The organism is Paenibacillus bouchesdurhonensis (assembly GCF_900155685.1).
Lineage (GTDB): Bacteria > Bacillota > Bacilli > Paenibacillales > Paenibacillaceae > Fontibacillus > Fontibacillus bouchesdurhonensis.
Genome location: NZ_LT732548.1, coordinates 443,904 through 459,953 on the forward strand (window position 1 = coordinate 443,904; position 16,050 = coordinate 459,953).

Here is a 16,050-nt window from a genome sequence, read left to right on the forward strand (position 1 = left end):
TAGGGGCAGCTCCTTCGTATTGCATCGAATTAATTATCTTGCTTTGTTTGTGTTTACACGACGCCGTGAATGATCATGGTGTCAGCAACTTTAAGGAAGCCAGCGATGTTCGAGCCTACCAGAAGATTGCCGGAATAACCGTACTCCTCAGCCGCGTTGACACTGTTTCTGTAAATGTTTTTCATGATGTCCTTCAGCTTTTTGTCCACTTTCTCGAACGACCAGGCAAGTCTCGCGCTGTTTTGAGCCATTTCCAGCGCAGATACCGCTACTCCGCCAGCGTTTGCCGCTTTGGCTGGCCCGAAATAAACTCCATTGTTCAGATACACTTCGATAGCTTCCAGCGTGGAAGGCATGTTGGCGCCTTCAGCTACGTATTTCACGCCGTTGGCAACGAGCAATTTTGCCGATTCCTCATTAATTTCGTTCTGGGTTGCGCAAGGTAAGGCAATATCGCAAGGAATGCTCCAAATGTTCTCACAGCCTTCGACATAGATTGCAGAAGGATGATCGTTTACGTATTCTTTGATCCGCTTTCTCTCTACTTCCTTGATGCGTTTCACGGTAGCTAGATCGATTCCGTTCTCGTCAAAAATGTAGCCGTTAGAGTCGCTGCATGCGACAACTTTAGCGCCGAACTGTTGAGCTTTCTCGATAGCATAGATGGAGACGTTGCCGGAGCCGGATACAACGACCGTTTTTCCTTCCAGACGCTCCCCTTTGGTCTTCAGCATTTCTCTTGTAAAGTAAACGAGACCATAGCCCGTTGCTTCGGTTCTTCCAAGGCTTCCGCCGTACAGCAAGCCTTTTCCTGTGAGCACCCCGGCTTCGTTGCCGCCGACAAGGCGTTTGTACTGCCCGAACATATAGCCGATTTCTCTAGCCCCTACACCAATGTCTCCCGCAGGTACGTCCGTATCCGGTCCGACATATCTGGACAATTCGGTCATGAAGCTTTGCGTAAAGCGCATGATTTCATTATCTGATTTGCCCTTAGGGTCGAAGTCCGATCCGCCCTTGCCGCCGCCAATCGGCTGCCCGGTCAGGGAGTTTTTGAAAATTTGCTCGAAGCCCAGAAATTTGATGATGCTGGCATTGACGGAAGGATGGAAGCGAATGCCGCCTTTGTAAGGCCCGATAGCACTATTGAACTGTACGCGGAAGCCGCGATTCACTTGCACTTTACCGTAGTCGTCAACCCAAGGAATACGGAATGTAATCAGCCGCTCGGGCTCGACGATTCTTTCCAGTATGGCATGATCCTGATATTTCGAATGTTTAGCGAAAACGGGAACGAGAGAATCCAAAATTTCTTTCACCGCTTGATGAAATTCTGTTTCTCCGGGATTCCGCTTTTTGACCGTTTCATATACCTCATTGACATATTGTTTAGCCGTGTCCAGATTACTGTTAGACTGTTGCTGTATGATAGCCATGGCTACTCCACCTTTCAAACTAATATAAAATTCGTTCTCTTTTTCACGATTTGTCTGAATCAATTGTAATATGTATCACTGTTCTAAACAAAACTTTATTTAGATGAACTTCATGCCATATTGAGATCAACTTTAAGGTACTAGCTCAGCACTTCATTACTTAATTATATGAAAAATGACATAGTAGGCACGAAAAAGATTGCCAAAATATTGACAGGGATCTGCCGAATACAGCAGATCCCTGCATAAAATTGTTCGTTACAAGCTATTCCAATGTATAATTTCATCGACATGAAGACGAACGGATTGGCGTGCCGGCTTCGTTCCCTTACCGATCGCGATCAGAATGGTTGGTACGAGCGTCTCCGGAAGCTGGAGCGCCTCGGCGAATTTCTCAGTGTTATAGCCTCCCATAGGCACGGTATCGTATCCCTTCGCCTTGGCAGCAAGCATGAGCTGCATGGAGACCAGGCCCGCATCGAACAAGTTGATCCGGTGCATTTGCTCAGGGGTCAATCCCCCGTATAGCTCCTGGATGCGCGCCATCATGCCTTCCTTGACCTCTGGAGGCAAGTATCCGGCTTCTACAGTTCTGTTATATATATCATCGGCCCGCTTCAAAGATTCTAAATCCCCCAGTACGGCGATAATGGCTGAGGCCTCCAGCACATGCTGCTGGTTATTGGTGATCGGATGGATCTGCTTCTGGATTTCCTTGTTGTCGATGATCAGAAAACGCCAAGGCTGCAGATTGGAGGAAGAAGGGGCTGTCGTGGCCAATTCAATGATTTCTTTCAATTCCTCCCGCGGAATTCGAATCAAGGGATCGTACGCCCGTACGGAATGCCTTTCTCGCATTACTGTATAAATATTGCTTAAATCAACCTTATCCACGCTGCTCATATGGATCCAATCCTCTCTATAATTTATATATTGAATGTACAATCTATAAGATGTTAGGGAAATACAAAAATACGATGTACCGTGTTAAATACACATTCACAGTATATATTTCAACTGTTATTTTTACAAGAACAGTTCCTATTCATTTCTTGTGCTTTAATAGGAGAGAGGTTACGCTAAATTTAATACAAGATTACGATCTAAGGAGAGAACATCAATGACCTTAAATATTGGAATTGTCGGTACCGGTTGGTTTAGTAAGGTGCATGGGGATATTTTGGCCGAAACTGAAGGCGTGCGTGTAGCTGCAACATGCGGAACCAGCATGGAGAAGGCGAATTCGCTTGCATCTCGTTATCCCGGGGCAAAGGGCTTCGACAGTCTGACCGCCATGCTGGATAGCGAGCGGCTCGATGCGGTGTATTTGTGCGTACCGCCGATGGCGCATGAGGGAATGGAGACGGAGCTTATTGCTCGGGGAATTCCTTTTCTCGTAGAAAAACCGCTGGGCGTTGATTGGGACGGGCCCAATAAAATCTTGGAGCAGCTTCGCCGCAAACCGGTGATTACATCGGTCGGCTATCATTTCCGCTATAAGCAGTCCGCTTTGCACCTCAAGGAACTCCTGGAAGGACAGACGATCGGAATGGCTTTGGGAGCATGGATGGGCAGTATGCCCGGAGTCGGCTGGTGGAGGAGACAAGAAGGGTCGGGCGGGCAGTTTATTGAGCAGACGACGCATTTAGTAGATTTGCTCCGTTACGTCGCTGGTGAGGTGGAAGAAGTATATGCTGCTTACGGAAACAGAATTGTGCACGAGCAGCATGAGGGAGTCACAGTTCCAGATATCGGTACAGTTACACTGAAGCTCTCCAGCGGTGCTATAGCTAATATCTCAAATACTTGCGTGCTGCCGGGAGCGGTAGGGGAAGTCGGCCTGAGCTTCTACACGGAGCAAGGCATATTGGCCTGGGATCCTGATAAGTTCGAAATAAAAAACAACGGCGTGTCCACCAGCTATTCTAGCACGGATAATCCTTATGTCGCCGAGACGTTAGCTTTTCTTCATGCGGTACGTACAGGGGATGCCTCCCGGATTCGTTCTGACTATGCGGATGCCGTCCGTACCCAAGCGGTGACCTGCGCCGCTCTTGAATCTTCGCTTACCGGGCAATCGGTGCGTATTCTTTAGCTAAAGCTAGGAAGAGCAAGATTGTTACCTTCAAGTGTTCCTTGGAGCTTAGTTCAATAGCTGCTCTCTTAAAAATAAGCAATTTTCCTAGTCTACTCGTCCAATCTATTTCTATCGCCCTTTCATAGTATGGAGTAATCCTTGAAAGGAGTTGATAGAAATATGGCAGTGCTTCTTCAACATGTTACGAATGTTCCGACCCCTATCACGAATGGAGCTGCGATTAATGTTCCGCAAACTCCAGCCGGTCAGGGTATCGCGCTCGTTCGGGTATCTATTCCTGCTAACGCTCCTGTCAACACGGTTGAATTGACGGCAACTGTGGGATTGCAGGGATTGACGGGTATTCCCCGCGTGTTATTCCGGATTTTGCGCGACGGTCATGAAATCTATTACGCTGAACAGGCTATTGAAGCGAACTTCGAGAACGTAAACCTTACGGCATTAACGGCGGTAGATTCGAATGTTGCGCCCGGAGTGCATGATTACATTTTGTCGGTGGAACAGATTGCTGCTGCCGCGAATACGGCTAGAGTCATCGGTCCGATCGTGTTTAGTGCGTTAGCAACTGCTCCGTAAGTTTGATTTAGTACCCTTAGCCGTCATATTTGCAAGACTGACAAAATAGGTTGAGAGCTTGCTCTCGGCCTATTTTGTCATGTTCAACCATTAGAATTATTGCGGGAGAAGAAGGCTCTATAAAAAAAGAGACTCTGCCATTTGGCAGAGCCCATACTCATATATATTAAACTTGGAGGAACCCCTTGGATTAACGCTCATCCATAGAACAGCACCGTGATGAGCATTGGAGCCACGCCGAGCGTAAACAGGGCGGCGAGGATCATGGAAATGCTGGATATTGTTCCGGTCAAGGAACTAAATTCAAACGCTTTGGAGGTTCCTGTGCCATGAGCGCCTGTACCGAGCAGCACCCCGCGGGCAACCTCATTCTCAATCCGAAACCATTTGAGCACATATGGCCCGATAATACTGCCAAGCAAGCCTGTAATGACGGCAAAGATCGCAGTGACATTAGGAATTCCGCCGATAGCCTGCGATACGCTCATCGCAATCGGCGCCGTGATGGAACGGGGGATAAGACTGCTTACGAGCTGATGATCCAAGCGAAGCCATTCCGCCAGCAACGCGGAGGAGAACATGGCGACGATCGAGCCGGATAAGACGCTAACGATGATGACTGCCGCGTGCTTCTTAAGTACATTGTAGTATTTGTACAGCGGCACGGCAAAAGCGATCGTGGCAGGCTGAAGCATGTCGCTAAGCCATTTTCCGCCAGAATTGTATGACTCATAAGGGACATTTGTCCACATCAGGCCCACCACCAGCACGATGGGAGTTATCAATAGCGGAGATAAGTAGACGCGTGGTCTAGCTTGGTAAATTCTCTTGGAAACTCCATAAAGCAGGAGAGTTAGCAGAAGCCAGAACAAACTGATCATCATGAGGTTTTACTCTCCTTCCGTTTCGTAATTTTTGAGGCAATCAGCCCCGAGCTCAGCATAACGATAAATGTACTGGAAATAACGACAACGAGAATACGCACTCCGTCGCTCTCCAGCAGCGGAATATATTTCATGATCCCGACCGCAGAAGGAATAAAGAACAGCAGCAGCTCGGCCAGAAGTAAATTGGCGCCCTTTTCGATCCAGGTCAGCTTGATCACATTCGTTTTGAGTAGTGCAAAGATGATGATAATGCCCAGGATGGAACCTGGGATGGGCAAATGGAGCAGCTCCGCAATCTGATTCATCACAATGGAGATGAAGAACAGAAGGATGACTTGCAGTACGCTCCAAGCAATCGTGCGTAATTTATCCATTCTAGCAGGTTCCTTTCATAGTCGTTAAGTTGGTAATGAAAATATTACATCAATTACTTTCATGAGTAAAATGAATATAAATAATGTATACTATTCCTAAAAGTTATCGATAATTTTTCCCAGAAGGAGATCAGGATAAGCTATGGACATTCGTCAGCTTCAATATTTAATTGAGGTCGCGCGATTTGGAAGCTTTACCAAGGCTGCGGATGCCCTGTATATTACGCAGCCGGCGATTAGCAAGGCAATCAAATCGATGGAGGAAGAGCTCGGTGTCGTCTTGTTTGATCGGCTGGGCAAAAGGGTGGAACTAACTGATGCCGGCCGGATCATAGCTGGACAAGCTCAGCAGATCGTAGCTTCCTTTCAGAACCTGACCTCGGAGCTGGATGACCTCCGCAATTTAAAGAAAGGTCATATAAGGATCGGTTTGCCGCCGATGGTCGGCGCCAGCTTTTTTCCTAAGGTGATCGGACAATTTCATAAGAAATATCCGGACATTACGATCCAGCTCTATGAGGATGGCGCCAAGAAGGTAGAACTGGAGGTAGCCGCTGGGGCGCTGGAAGTAGGCGTGGTCGTGCTGCCGACAACTCAGGATGGACTCAGCAGCTTTCCATTTGTGGAGGAAAGGCTGAATTTGGTCGTGCATCCATCCCATCCTCTGGCGGAACGGAAGGAGATCGAACTGGCGGAGCTGGCTCAGGATGATTTCGTATTGTTTCGGGAGGACTTTACGCTTCATGACCGGATTATCGGCGAGTGCGCGCGGTTTGGATTCCAGCCGCATGTCATCTATGAAAGCTCACAGTGGGATTTAATCAGCGAAATGGTCGCCGTGGGCCTGGGGATCACGCTTCTTCCGGAGACGATTTGCCGGGAGATTGATAATAAACGGGTCAGAATAATCCCTCTGGTGAAGCCGATTATCCCGTGGAATCTGGGCATCATATGGCGGGATGACCGTTACATGTCATTTGCCACACGGGAGTGGATTGCATTTGCTAAATCGGAGCTGGCCAAGGCGTTATAAGAGTATAAGAGTACAGGAGTGTAGGTGTGTAGGAGAGTAAGAGTAAAATACGTATACCAAGCTGACGAACGCTGAGATGGCGTACACAGAGATGCGTGTACCAAGCTGACGAACACAGAGATGGCGTACATTAAGATGCGTACCAAGCTGTCGTACACTAAACGGGCAGCTGTCCCAGCCTAACTCGCTTTGCCTGAGTTTTTGAAAGTAAAAGTCCTGTGAATGATTGAGCATTCGTGAGACAATCTCCAAAATGTGAGGAAATGGAATTCATGTATCTAATTATGTTTAAATGAATGTTTCTGGGGAATAGATAGAGTTTATGTATCTAAAGTCGAGAATCCAGGCCCAAATGGCAATTTTCCTTCTTCTAACAACATGAATGGACTTCTGTCAAGAAAGTGGACACCTATTAAGTGAAAGTTTACGCCGTCTCCTTCTTGAATTGCGCAGCAAATTGAACCGGCGACACATAGCCGATTGAACTGTGGATTCGTTTGCGGTTGTAGAAAAATTCAATGTACCTGTAAATGGTCTCGTAAGCCTGTTGTTTGGTCTTGAACTTCGTTCTGTAGATGAGTTCTTTTTTCAAGATGCTGTGAAATGACTCGATACAAGCGTTATCGTAGCAATTCCCTTTACGACTCATGCTAACCTTCATGGAATACGATTCCAGCTTGTCACGGTACTCCTTCGATGCGTACTGTGAACCGCGATCGGAATGGTGAAGCAATCCCTTACCTGGTTTTTTCGCATCATATGCGGCCTCTAGAGCATCTAAGACAAGTTCTGTTGTCATCCGGCCGTAAAGCCGCCAACCCACGATCTCGCGTGTGCACAGATCCATCAGACTAGCCAAGTACAGCCGTCCTTCTCGGCAGGGGATGTAGGTAATATCTGCAACCCACACTTTGTTCGGTTCAGATACGGCAAAGTTCTGGTTCAACTCATTGGGAGCAATGGGTGAGTCATGATTGGAATCGGTCGTCTGCACCTTAAATTTACGGGAGACACAAGAACGCAACCCCAGTTCTTTCATGTAGATGCTAACTGTGCGCTCCGCGACCTGGATACGCTCTTTCCACAGCATTCGGGTAATCTTAGGACTGCCGTAGCGTTCCCCGGAGTCATGAAAATGATACTTGACTCTCTCCAGAACCTTCGCCTTTCGAAGTTTCTGCTCGCTAGGCAATGCCTTTTGCCACTTGTAGAAGCCACTCCGAGACACTTGTAAAACCTTGCACATCTTCTCCACCGAAAACTCGGAGCGATGTTCTTCAATGAATTGGAATCTCAATTCCTTTCTTTGCTGAAGATGTGCAGCGCCTTTTTTAATATAGCGAGTTCTTCCTGGAGATCTTGATTTTCTCGCTCCTTCTCTTGATTCTCTAGTTCCTTTTTACGCAGTTGTTGTTCGAGTTGACGCACTCTCTCCGGTGTGACTAAAGATTCCAGCTGGATTTCATCGCGGTAAAGTGCTTTCCAGTTGTGCAACACACCCGCAGATATACCGAGTTCTTCGGCCAACTGCGGCATGGACTTACTTTGCTCTAAAATATACTTCACTGTCTGCTTCTTAAACTCTTCACTGTAACTATTACGTTCCATCCGGACATCTCTCCCTTAAGGATTATTATCTAGGTTCACTTAAGGACTGTCCACTTTTTATTCTAGTTGCAGAAATCCATTTAAATCTACTTTTCTTTCCTTGCTGCAGAAACTAACTACTATAAATCCATTTATCATAAGATGATTTATTAAAATGGGTGTGGCGAAGTACGTAGGATGTGGGGCAAGTACGCGAAATGTTTCTCGATACGATCGCTGCTCTTCAGATTTCTTGGAAGATGCTGGCCCAGATTTCTTTAAAGATATAGGTTCATAATGAGTAAGAGGCAAAAATTCACTCGCAAAAACGACCAAAAACGACCAAGGCGATCAAAAACGACCAAGGCGACCAAAGGCGACCACAAGCTTATGCTCCCGAAGCAGCTTCTATCAGAAAGCTTTTCGTTTGTTCGGAATCATTTTTCTCCCTTGTCCGCATCCACCATTGGGGACATCTTTTATAGCATGTTTCTGCAGCTTGGGCTGATCTCGCTTCCAATGGTATAATGAGGGCATTCGATATAAACAACCATTGGCGATTTGGGGTAGAGGAGGAACAGGAATGGCAATTCAGGTAGGACTTATTGGATTCGGGCTATCAGGCTCTGTATTTCACGCTCCGCTGATTGATCGGACAGAAGGCTTGAAGCTAGCAGCTGTGGTATCATCTCAGCCGGATAAAGTGAAGGAGAGCTACCGGGACGCGAAAGTATATCGGGACATCGAGGCGCTCCTTAACGATCAGAACATTCAGGTCGTGGTCATATCCAGCCCGAATTTGACGCACTACGAATATGCGACTCAGGCGTTAGAGGCGGGTAAACATGTCGTTGTGGAGAAGCCCTTCACGAATAGCTCGGAAGAAGCGGAGCGTTTGATTGCGCTTGCCAAAGAGAAGAAGCTGCTGCTCACGGTATATCATAATCGTCGCTGGGATAATGACTTCCTCACCATCCGCCGCCTGCTGGAAACGGGCGTACTTGGAAACGTCTCTTACTATGAAGCTCATTTCGACCGTTTTCGTCCAGAGGTGACCGGACGCTGGCGCGAGCAGGATCTGCCTGGCTCAGGTATGCTTTATGACCTTGGGTCGCATTTGATTGATCAGGCATTAACGCTATTTGGGAAGCCAAATACAGTTTGGGCAGATTTGCGAAAAGAGCGCCGAGGCGGCAAGGTCACTGATTATTTCCACCTTGTTCTCGGCTATTCTAACCTTCGGGTCGTCCTTCACGCCGGATCATTAGTCCGCGAGCAAGGCCCCCGCTTTATCCTTCATGGTGATCGAGGCAGCTTCATCAAGCACGGATTCGATCCGCAGGAGGCACAGCTTCGGAAAGGGCTCGGCCCTGACGCTGAAGACTGGGGACGGGATACCGCGGCCAATTATGGCAAGCTTACAACGGATATCGGAGGCTTGGCTGTAAGCGGCACGGTGGATACGCTGATCGGGGGCTATGAAATGTTCTACAGGAAGCTGGCCGACGCTATTCTCCATGGACAAGCTTCGCCTGTGCTAGCGGAAGATGCCCGCGATGTTATTCGCATCATCGAGCTAGCTATGGATAGTCATTCCAAGGGACGGGTGCTTACGCTGGATCATCGCAATTCATAAATATTAAAATACCGCTGGCTCCCCGGCGAGTTCTCCTAGAGACTCTGCCAGGGGAGCCTTTTATGTTATTAAATATGCATATTTTTTAACGGTAAGGCAGAAAATACAATGACCTACTATGATGAGTAAAAGGAGAGAATGAAGGATGAGAATGGCGTTGTTGATGGCGTTGGCGACCTGCTGTCTCCTGGGCCTCTTGCCAACCGGGTCAGCCTTTGCGGCCTCGGCCGCAGCAGATGGAGCTTATCATTTCGGCTTCAAGCGGAGCGTGAACGGACAACTTCCCTCGATTGACGAGGAGGGCTTCAAGCCGATTGTCGATAAGCATGGCGCAATCTTTCTAGGCGATACTTCCCGGAAGGAATTGTTTCTGACATTTGACAACGGGTATGAGAATGGCTATACGAGTCCTATTCTGGACACGCTCAAAGCGAAGAAGGTCCCGGCGGCTTTTTTTGTGACGGGTCATTTTGTAAAGGATCAGCCTGCGCTCGTAAAGCGCATGGTGTCTGAAGGCCATATCGTCGGTAATCATTCCTGGAGTCATCCAGACATGACGACGATATCCGATGGGCAGATCAAAGAAGAGCTGGAACGAGTGAACAAGGAAATCGTATCTTTGACCGGGCAGAGCGATATGGGGTATCTTCGTCCGCCCCGAGGCATCTTCAATGACCGGACACTTCGCGTAACGAAGGAGCTTGGCTACACGAACGTGTTCTGGTCGGCAGCGTATAAGGATTGGGATACGAAGGATCAGAAGGGGAGCGATTATGCTCTTAAAAAGGTGGTAGCACAATTGCATCCGGGGGCCGTGATCCTGCTGCATTCGGTGTCCAAAGACAATATGGAGGCGCTTGGCGCCATCATTGATGAGGCTCGCCGTCAAGGCTACGAATTTAGAGCCATTCCTGAGATCGGTGGGATGAAGCTGCCGTTTTAGAACATCGTTTAGAGAATATAGTTTTAAAGAGCCTCGCCAGCAGCGGGGTTTTTTGTGTTTTCTCCTATTACAGCATGGCGTTCGCCTCGGTTTAGACATATTTGACTTTGAAAAATAACGGAAATATAATTAGGTATGCTAATAAATAGTATTGCGAATTATTAAACAATTTAAGTATTTTTTGAGGGGATGATAGCGTGATTATGGGCGACGATCCGGTAGCCCAACGACTCATAGAAGCGATTCACCGCTTCCGCCGTGCCGGTCTGCACAAGATGGCGATAGATGGATGGAATAATAGCGAAATCAAAATGCTAATGTGCATTCAGCGGGGATGTGCGCAGGACGAAAGGGGCTCATCCGTCTCTTCGCTAAGCTCCATGATGGAGGTCACTTCGCCGACCATTACCCAGCTGATCAAGAGCTTGGAGCGTGGGGGACTGGTCACCAGGTACAACGATCAGGAGGATCGGCGCGTGGTGCGGGTGAAGCTGACGGAGAAGGGAAAGGCCGTGACGAAGCAAGCTAAAGAAGACGTAGCTCAAAGATTCAAAAATTTATATGAGCATTTGGGAGCAGAGAAGACGGAGCAGCTGGCTTCGTTGCTTGAACAGGTGTATGACTATTTGGCTGCCAGCATGAAAGAGAAGCATGAGATTGATAGAGAAAGTGGAGATGATGGACGATGATCAAGCTTTTTCGATTTTTGAAGCCATTCCGGCTGCCTATACTTGCCGTGCTCGTGCTCGTGTTTTTTCAATCGTTGTCTGAGCTGTATTTGCCGACACTTATGGCGGATATCGTAGATATTGGCGTAGTTAACGGAGATACACCTTATATATGGAAAGTCGGCTCCCTGATGCTGCTGGTGGCTCTAGGAGGAATGCTCTGTTCCATTGCAGCCAGCTATTTCTCTTCCAGGGCCGCAACAGGGTTCGGAAAGCTGCTGCGGGGCAAGGTGTTTAGCCATGTGGAAAATTTCTCCCTGGAGGAATTCGACAAGGTCGGGACGGCCTCGCTGATCACGCGTACTACAAACGATATTACGCAAATTCAACAGGTGCTTATTATGATCCTGCGGATGATGGTCATGGCTCCGATGCTCTGTATCGGCGGTATCATTATGGCTGTATCTAAGGATGCGACATTGTCGCTCATTTTTGTTGTGGTGCTGCCTGTGCTGGCGTTGGCTATTTTCTTGATTGCGAGAAAAGGGATTCCGCTGTTCAAATCGATTCAGAAGAAGATCGACAAGCTGAATCTCGTCATGCGGGAGAACTTGACCGGGATTCGCGTCATCCGCGCCTTCAACCGTGTTCAGCATGAGAAAATGCGATTCGATCAAGCGAACTTTGACTTGACGGATACCTCGATTAAAGTCAATAAGATTATGGCTTTCATGATGCCGATTATGATGCTGGTCATGAACTTATCGTCGGTAGCGATCATTTGGTTCGGCGGGCTGCGCATTGAAGCAGGGTCGATGCAGGTCGGCGACTTGATGGCCTTTCTGCAGTATGCCATGCAAATTATGTTCTCGCTGCTCATGGTTTCGATGATGTTCGTGATGATCCCGCGGGCGTCAGCTTCTGCTGTACGGATCAATGAGGTGTTGGATATGGTTCCCGTGATCAACGATGCGAAGACGGCGGCTCCTGCAACCGGGCCAAAGGGCCATGTCGAGTTCCAGAACGTGTCGTTCAGCTATCCTGGGGCCGAGAAACCGGCGATTCAGAATATCAGCTTCGCCGCTCGTCCGGGTGAGGTAACCGCTATTATCGGCGGCACGGGCTCTGGCAAATCCACGCTGATTAATCTCATTCCGAGATTTTATGACGTGGAGGGCGGGCGAGTGCTCGTGAACGGCGTTGATGTCAGAGACATGTCCCAACAGGAGCTGCGTGCGAAGATCGGCTTCGTACCGCAGAAAGCCATTCTATTTACGGGGACGATCAGCGACAATATTCGCTACGGCAAAGAGGATGCCACTGATGAGGAAGTACGGCATGCGTCAGAGATCGCTCAGGCTGCCGACTTTATCTCCAAAATGGAGGAGGGCTATGACAGTCCAATCGCGCAGGGCGGTTCCAACGTTTCCGGCGGACAGAAGCAGCGCCTTTCGATCGCCCGGGCATTGGTGCGTCAGGCGGAGATTTACATTTTCGACGACAGCTTCTCGGCGCTCGATTTCAAGACGGATTCCAAGCTGCGTGCGGCGCTGAAGCAGGAGACGAAGGAATCTACGGTCATTATCGTTGCCCAGCGGGTGAGCACCGTGTTGGATGCTGATCAAATCATCGTGATGGACGAGAGCAGAATTGCGGGCATCGGCAAGCATCAGGAATTGATGGAGACATGCGATGTGTATAGCGAAATCGTCTTGTCCCAGCTTTCAGAGGAGGAGATCGCATGAGCCAGAGCCAGAATCAAAGTGCAAGAAATTCCGGCGGCTTCGGCAAACGGGGCGGTGGCCGCGGCCACGGTGGTCCGGGCGGTCATGGCGGCCCGGGCATGGGGATGCCGGTCGAGAAGGCGAAGGATTTCAAAGGCACGCTCAAACGCCTGATGACATATATGCGTCCGTTCAGGGTGCAATTAGGCTCCGTGGTGCTTATGGCCATTCTTAGTACGGTATTTGCCATTATCAGCCCCAAGGTAATGGGTGAAGCAACGACGGTGCTGTTTGAAGGCATTATGGGCATGATGAACGATATTCCAGGAGCCGCCATTGATTTTGATGCTATCGGGAAAATTATTCTTTATTTGCTTGGATTGTACTTATTGAGCGCGCTATTTAGCTACTTCCAGCAATATTTAATGGCGGATGTATCCCAGAAGACGGTCTATAATTTACGGAAACAGGTAAACGACAAGCTGTCGCGCTTGCCTTTGAAGTACTATGATGCCAGGACACACGGTGAAATTCTGAGCCGGGTGACTAACGATATGGATAATATTAGCTCGACCCTGCAGCAGAGCATGACGCAGCTGATCACGTCGATCCTGACCATTATCGGGGTCATCGTGATGATGCTGACGATTAGTCCGTTAATGACGTTGATTGCAATATTGACGATACCGCTGAGCATCGTGGCGATTACCTCGATCGCCAAGCGTTCCCAGCGCCAGTTTGTTCGTCAGCAGAAGGAGCTCGGAATGCTGAATGGTCATGTGGAAGAAATGTACACTGGCCACAAAGTGATTAAGGTATTCGGACGCGAGCAGAAATCGCTAGAGCAATTCGATGAAATTAACGAGCGCTTGTATGAGGCGGGCTGGAAGGCGCAGTTTATTTCAGGCGTAATTATGCCGATCATGAGTTTCATCGGCAACATCGGTTATGTGCTTGTCGCCGTAGTGGGCGGCATACTGGTCTTGAAGGGGAAAATTAAGATCGGTGACGTGCAGGCGTTTATCCAGTACACGAGACAGCTATCGCAGCCGATTTCACAGACGGCAAACATTGCAAATATCATTCAATCCACCGTAGCATCCTCGGAGCGTGTATTCGAGGTGCTGGACGAGGTGGAGGAAATATCTGATCCGGTTCATCCCATTAAAATTGATGAACCGAAGGGGGAAGTATCCTTTAATCACGTTCGTTTTGGCTACAAGGATCAAGCGATTTTGATCGAGGATATGAGCATTCACGCCTCGAAAGGACAGACAATTGCGATCGTTGGGCCAACGGGCGCCGGGAAGACGACGTTGATCAATCTGCTCATGCGTTTCTATGAGGTAAATGACGGGGCGATTACGGTCGACGGTGTCAATATTGCAGATATGAGCCGTGGAGATTTGCGCAGTCTATTCGGAATGGTGCTGCAGGATACATGGCTGTTTAATGGCACGATTCGTGACAACATCGCCTATGGACGAGAGGGAGCGACTGAGGAGGACATTATCGAGGCGGCAAAGACGGCGCAGGCGGATCACTTCATCCGTACGTTGCCCGACGGCTACGATACGATCCTGAATGAGGAGGCCTCCAACATTTCGCAAGGCCAGAAGCAGTTGCTGACGATTGCCCGGGCTGTTCTCGCTGATCCGGCTATTCTTATTCTGGATGAAGCAACGAGCAGCGTGGATACGCGGACGGAAATTTATATCCAGAAAGCAATGAATGAGCTCATGAAGGGGCGAACAAGCTTTGTTATTGCCCACCGTCTGTCGACGATTAAGGATGCGGATTTGATTCTGGTGATGAATCATGGGTCAGTCATCGAGCAGGGGACGCATGAGGAATTGCTGGGGCAGGGCGGATTTTATGCCGATCTGTATAACAGCCAATTCTCCAAGGGCGGCTTCGATCTTGAGGTAGGTTGACTTTCTGTAGCGATCGGCTTGCCCTGGATTGAAATTCGTGGTAATAATAAGGTGTAGCCAAAACATTATTTTAACGATACGGAGGACCCTTAGACGATGGAGTAAGAACACGTTCCCACAAGACAACTTGTCAGCAGGCAAGCGGCGCTCTCTTGATAAGAGAGCCGGTCAGGGATACGTGTGTCGACTTAGGGTCTTCTTTTTTGTATTCAAAAAGACAGATATGATCATAAGCGGATTGAAGGAACGGGCGACCCTGCCCCTCCGCCTCTTTATGATCGGCCCCCTATTTCCGCGTATTTGACCGTGTGCCGCTGGCCACGGTTATTTGCGTTGCCATACTGCGAAAACGGGGGATGATGTAAAATGACGATGATTTTATCTGTCAAAGATGTAAAGAAGGAATGGAGCAGCACTGTTTTATTTGAAAATATTTCGTTTGAGGTCAGTAAGGGGGAGCGGCTGGCACTGTTTGGCCGGAACGGCTCGGGGAAGACAACCTTGCTGCAGGGCCTGTTAGGCAGGTTCAAATTCGAAGATGGACGCATTCACCGAATATTGCCGCAAGAAGAATGGGGCTGGATGGAGCAGCAGGTCGATTGCGGTTCATCGCTTACGCTGCTGGAATATGTTCAGTCCAGATCCGGGGACATCTACGAAGTGAAACGGGAGCTTGAACAGCTGCAGGTTGAAATGGGCTCAGGCTGCGCTTCGGAAGCAAGCATGGAGAGATATGGTTTCATTTATGAGCAGTATATGCAGTTAGGGGGATATGACTGGGAAGTCAAGGTAGAGAAACGCTTGGTTCAAATGAATTTAGCACCTGAGCTGTGGAGGCTGCCATTCGGACAATTAAGCGGCGGACAGAAGACGAGGGCACAGCTGGCTGTTCTTATGATCCGGGAGCCTAAATTCGTCCTCCTTGATGAGCCTACAAATCATCTGGATACGGAGTCTTTGAATTGGCTGGAGCAATGGGTCGGCAGCTATGATGGAACTATTTTATACGTATCGCATGATCGGACGTTTATGGATCGGACGGCCACCGCCATATTGGAGCTGCAGGCGGATGGCTGCCGACGCTATGCTGGCGGATTCCGGTATTTTCGCCCGCAAAAAGGGCTCCGGCCGCGCACCCCAATGAACCTATTCCA

Annotated in this window: 13 protein-coding genes and 1 pseudogene; 9 read left to right on the plus strand and 5 right to left on the minus strand. The window is 48.8% G+C overall.

Annotated elements, in window-relative coordinates:
• Nucleotides 1-53: 53 nt before the first annotated feature.
• Both gdhA and CZ379_RS06170 read right to left on the minus strand, forming a co-directional pair.
• Nucleotides 54-1,436 carry an NADP-specific glutamate dehydrogenase gene (gene gdhA, locus CZ379_RS06165; RefSeq protein WP_110930864.1) on the minus strand — a complete coding sequence of 461 codons (1,383 nt, stop codon included), beginning with the start codon at nucleotides 1,434-1,436 and terminating at the stop codon, nucleotides 54-56.
• A gap of 258 nt (nucleotides 1,437-1,694) precedes the next feature.
• The gene (locus tag CZ379_RS06170; RefSeq protein WP_110930865.1) at nucleotides 1,695-2,339 is read right to left on the minus strand and encodes a nitroreductase family protein; all 645 of its coding nucleotides are present in this window, start codon (nucleotides 2,337-2,339) and stop codon (nucleotides 1,695-1,697) included.
• 217 nt (nucleotides 2,340-2,556) lie between these two features.
• Between CZ379_RS06170 and CZ379_RS06175 the strand changes: the two genes are divergently transcribed.
• On the plus strand, nucleotides 2,557-3,531 hold the full coding sequence (locus tag CZ379_RS06175) for a Gfo/Idh/MocA family protein (protein WP_110930866.1): 975 nt from the start codon (nucleotides 2,557-2,559) through the stop codon (nucleotides 3,529-3,531).
• Between the two features lie 162 nt (nucleotides 3,532-3,693).
• Entirely contained in the window at nucleotides 3,694-4,110 is a 417-nt protein-coding gene (locus CZ379_RS06180; protein WP_110930867.1) for an exosporium protein C, read from the plus strand.
• Nucleotides 4,111-4,307: 197 nt separating this feature from the next.
• On the opposite strand, the gene CZ379_RS06185 is transcribed toward CZ379_RS06180, so the two are convergent.
• Both CZ379_RS06185 and CZ379_RS06190 read right to left on the minus strand, forming a co-directional pair.
• Nucleotides 4,308-4,991 carry a CidB/LrgB family autolysis modulator gene (locus tag CZ379_RS06185; RefSeq protein ID WP_110934256.1) on the minus strand — a complete coding sequence of 228 codons (684 nt, stop codon included), beginning with the start codon at nucleotides 4,989-4,991 and terminating at the stop codon, nucleotides 4,308-4,310.
• Nucleotides 4,991-5,371 (minus strand): CidA/LrgA family holin-like protein, encoded by a 381-nt coding sequence (locus tag CZ379_RS06190; protein WP_110930868.1) that lies wholly within the window; start codon nucleotides 5,369-5,371, stop codon nucleotides 4,991-4,993. The genes CZ379_RS06185 and CZ379_RS06190 overlap by 1 nt, the downstream gene beginning before the upstream one ends.
• 142 nt (nucleotides 5,372-5,513) lie before the next feature.
• Between CZ379_RS06190 and cidR the strand changes: the two genes are divergently transcribed.
• Complete coding sequence (cidR, locus tag CZ379_RS06195; protein WP_110930869.1) at nucleotides 5,514-6,404, plus strand: cidABC operon transcriptional activator CidR; 891 nt, start codon at nucleotides 5,514-5,516, stop codon at nucleotides 6,402-6,404.
• Nucleotides 6,405-6,828: 424 nt separating this feature from the next.
• Here the strand turns inward: cidR and CZ379_RS06200 are convergent.
• A pseudogene (locus tag CZ379_RS06200) lies at nucleotides 6,829-8,012 on the minus strand (IS3 family transposase).
• A 562-nt stretch (nucleotides 8,013-8,574) separates the two neighbouring features.
• Here CZ379_RS06200 and CZ379_RS06205 point away from each other — a divergent pair.
• The 6 genes from CZ379_RS06205 to CZ379_RS06230 all read left to right on the plus strand — a co-directional run.
• Nucleotides 8,575-9,627: an oxidoreductase gene (locus tag CZ379_RS06205; protein WP_110930870.1), complete on the plus strand. Its 1,053-nt coding sequence runs from the start codon at nucleotides 8,575-8,577 to the stop codon at nucleotides 9,625-9,627.
• A gap of 145 nt (nucleotides 9,628-9,772) precedes the next feature.
• Nucleotides 9,773-10,570, plus strand: a complete 798-nt coding sequence (gene pdaA, locus CZ379_RS06210; protein WP_110930871.1) for a delta-lactam-biosynthetic de-N-acetylase — start codon at nucleotides 9,773-9,775, stop codon at nucleotides 10,568-10,570.
• Between the two features lie 203 nt (nucleotides 10,571-10,773).
• Entirely contained in the window at nucleotides 10,774-11,259 is a 486-nt protein-coding gene (locus CZ379_RS06215) for a MarR family winged helix-turn-helix transcriptional regulator (RefSeq protein ID WP_110934257.1), read from the plus strand.
• Nucleotides 11,256-12,983, plus strand: coding sequence for an ABC transporter ATP-binding protein (locus CZ379_RS06220; protein ID WP_110930872.1), 1,728 nt, complete (start codon nucleotides 11,256-11,258; stop codon nucleotides 12,981-12,983). The genes CZ379_RS06215 and CZ379_RS06220 overlap by 4 nt, the downstream gene beginning before the upstream one ends.
• A complete protein-coding gene (locus CZ379_RS06225) occupies nucleotides 12,980-14,896 on the plus strand; it encodes an ABC transporter ATP-binding protein (protein ID WP_110930873.1) in 1,917 nt (638 codons plus the stop codon). Before CZ379_RS06220 ends, CZ379_RS06225 begins: the two co-directional genes overlap by 4 nt.
• Before the next feature lie 366 nt (nucleotides 14,897-15,262).
• Nucleotides 15,263-16,050: ATP-binding cassette domain-containing protein (locus CZ379_RS06230; RefSeq protein ID WP_199925491.1), on the plus strand; the 788-nt coding region annotated here is incomplete at its 3' end.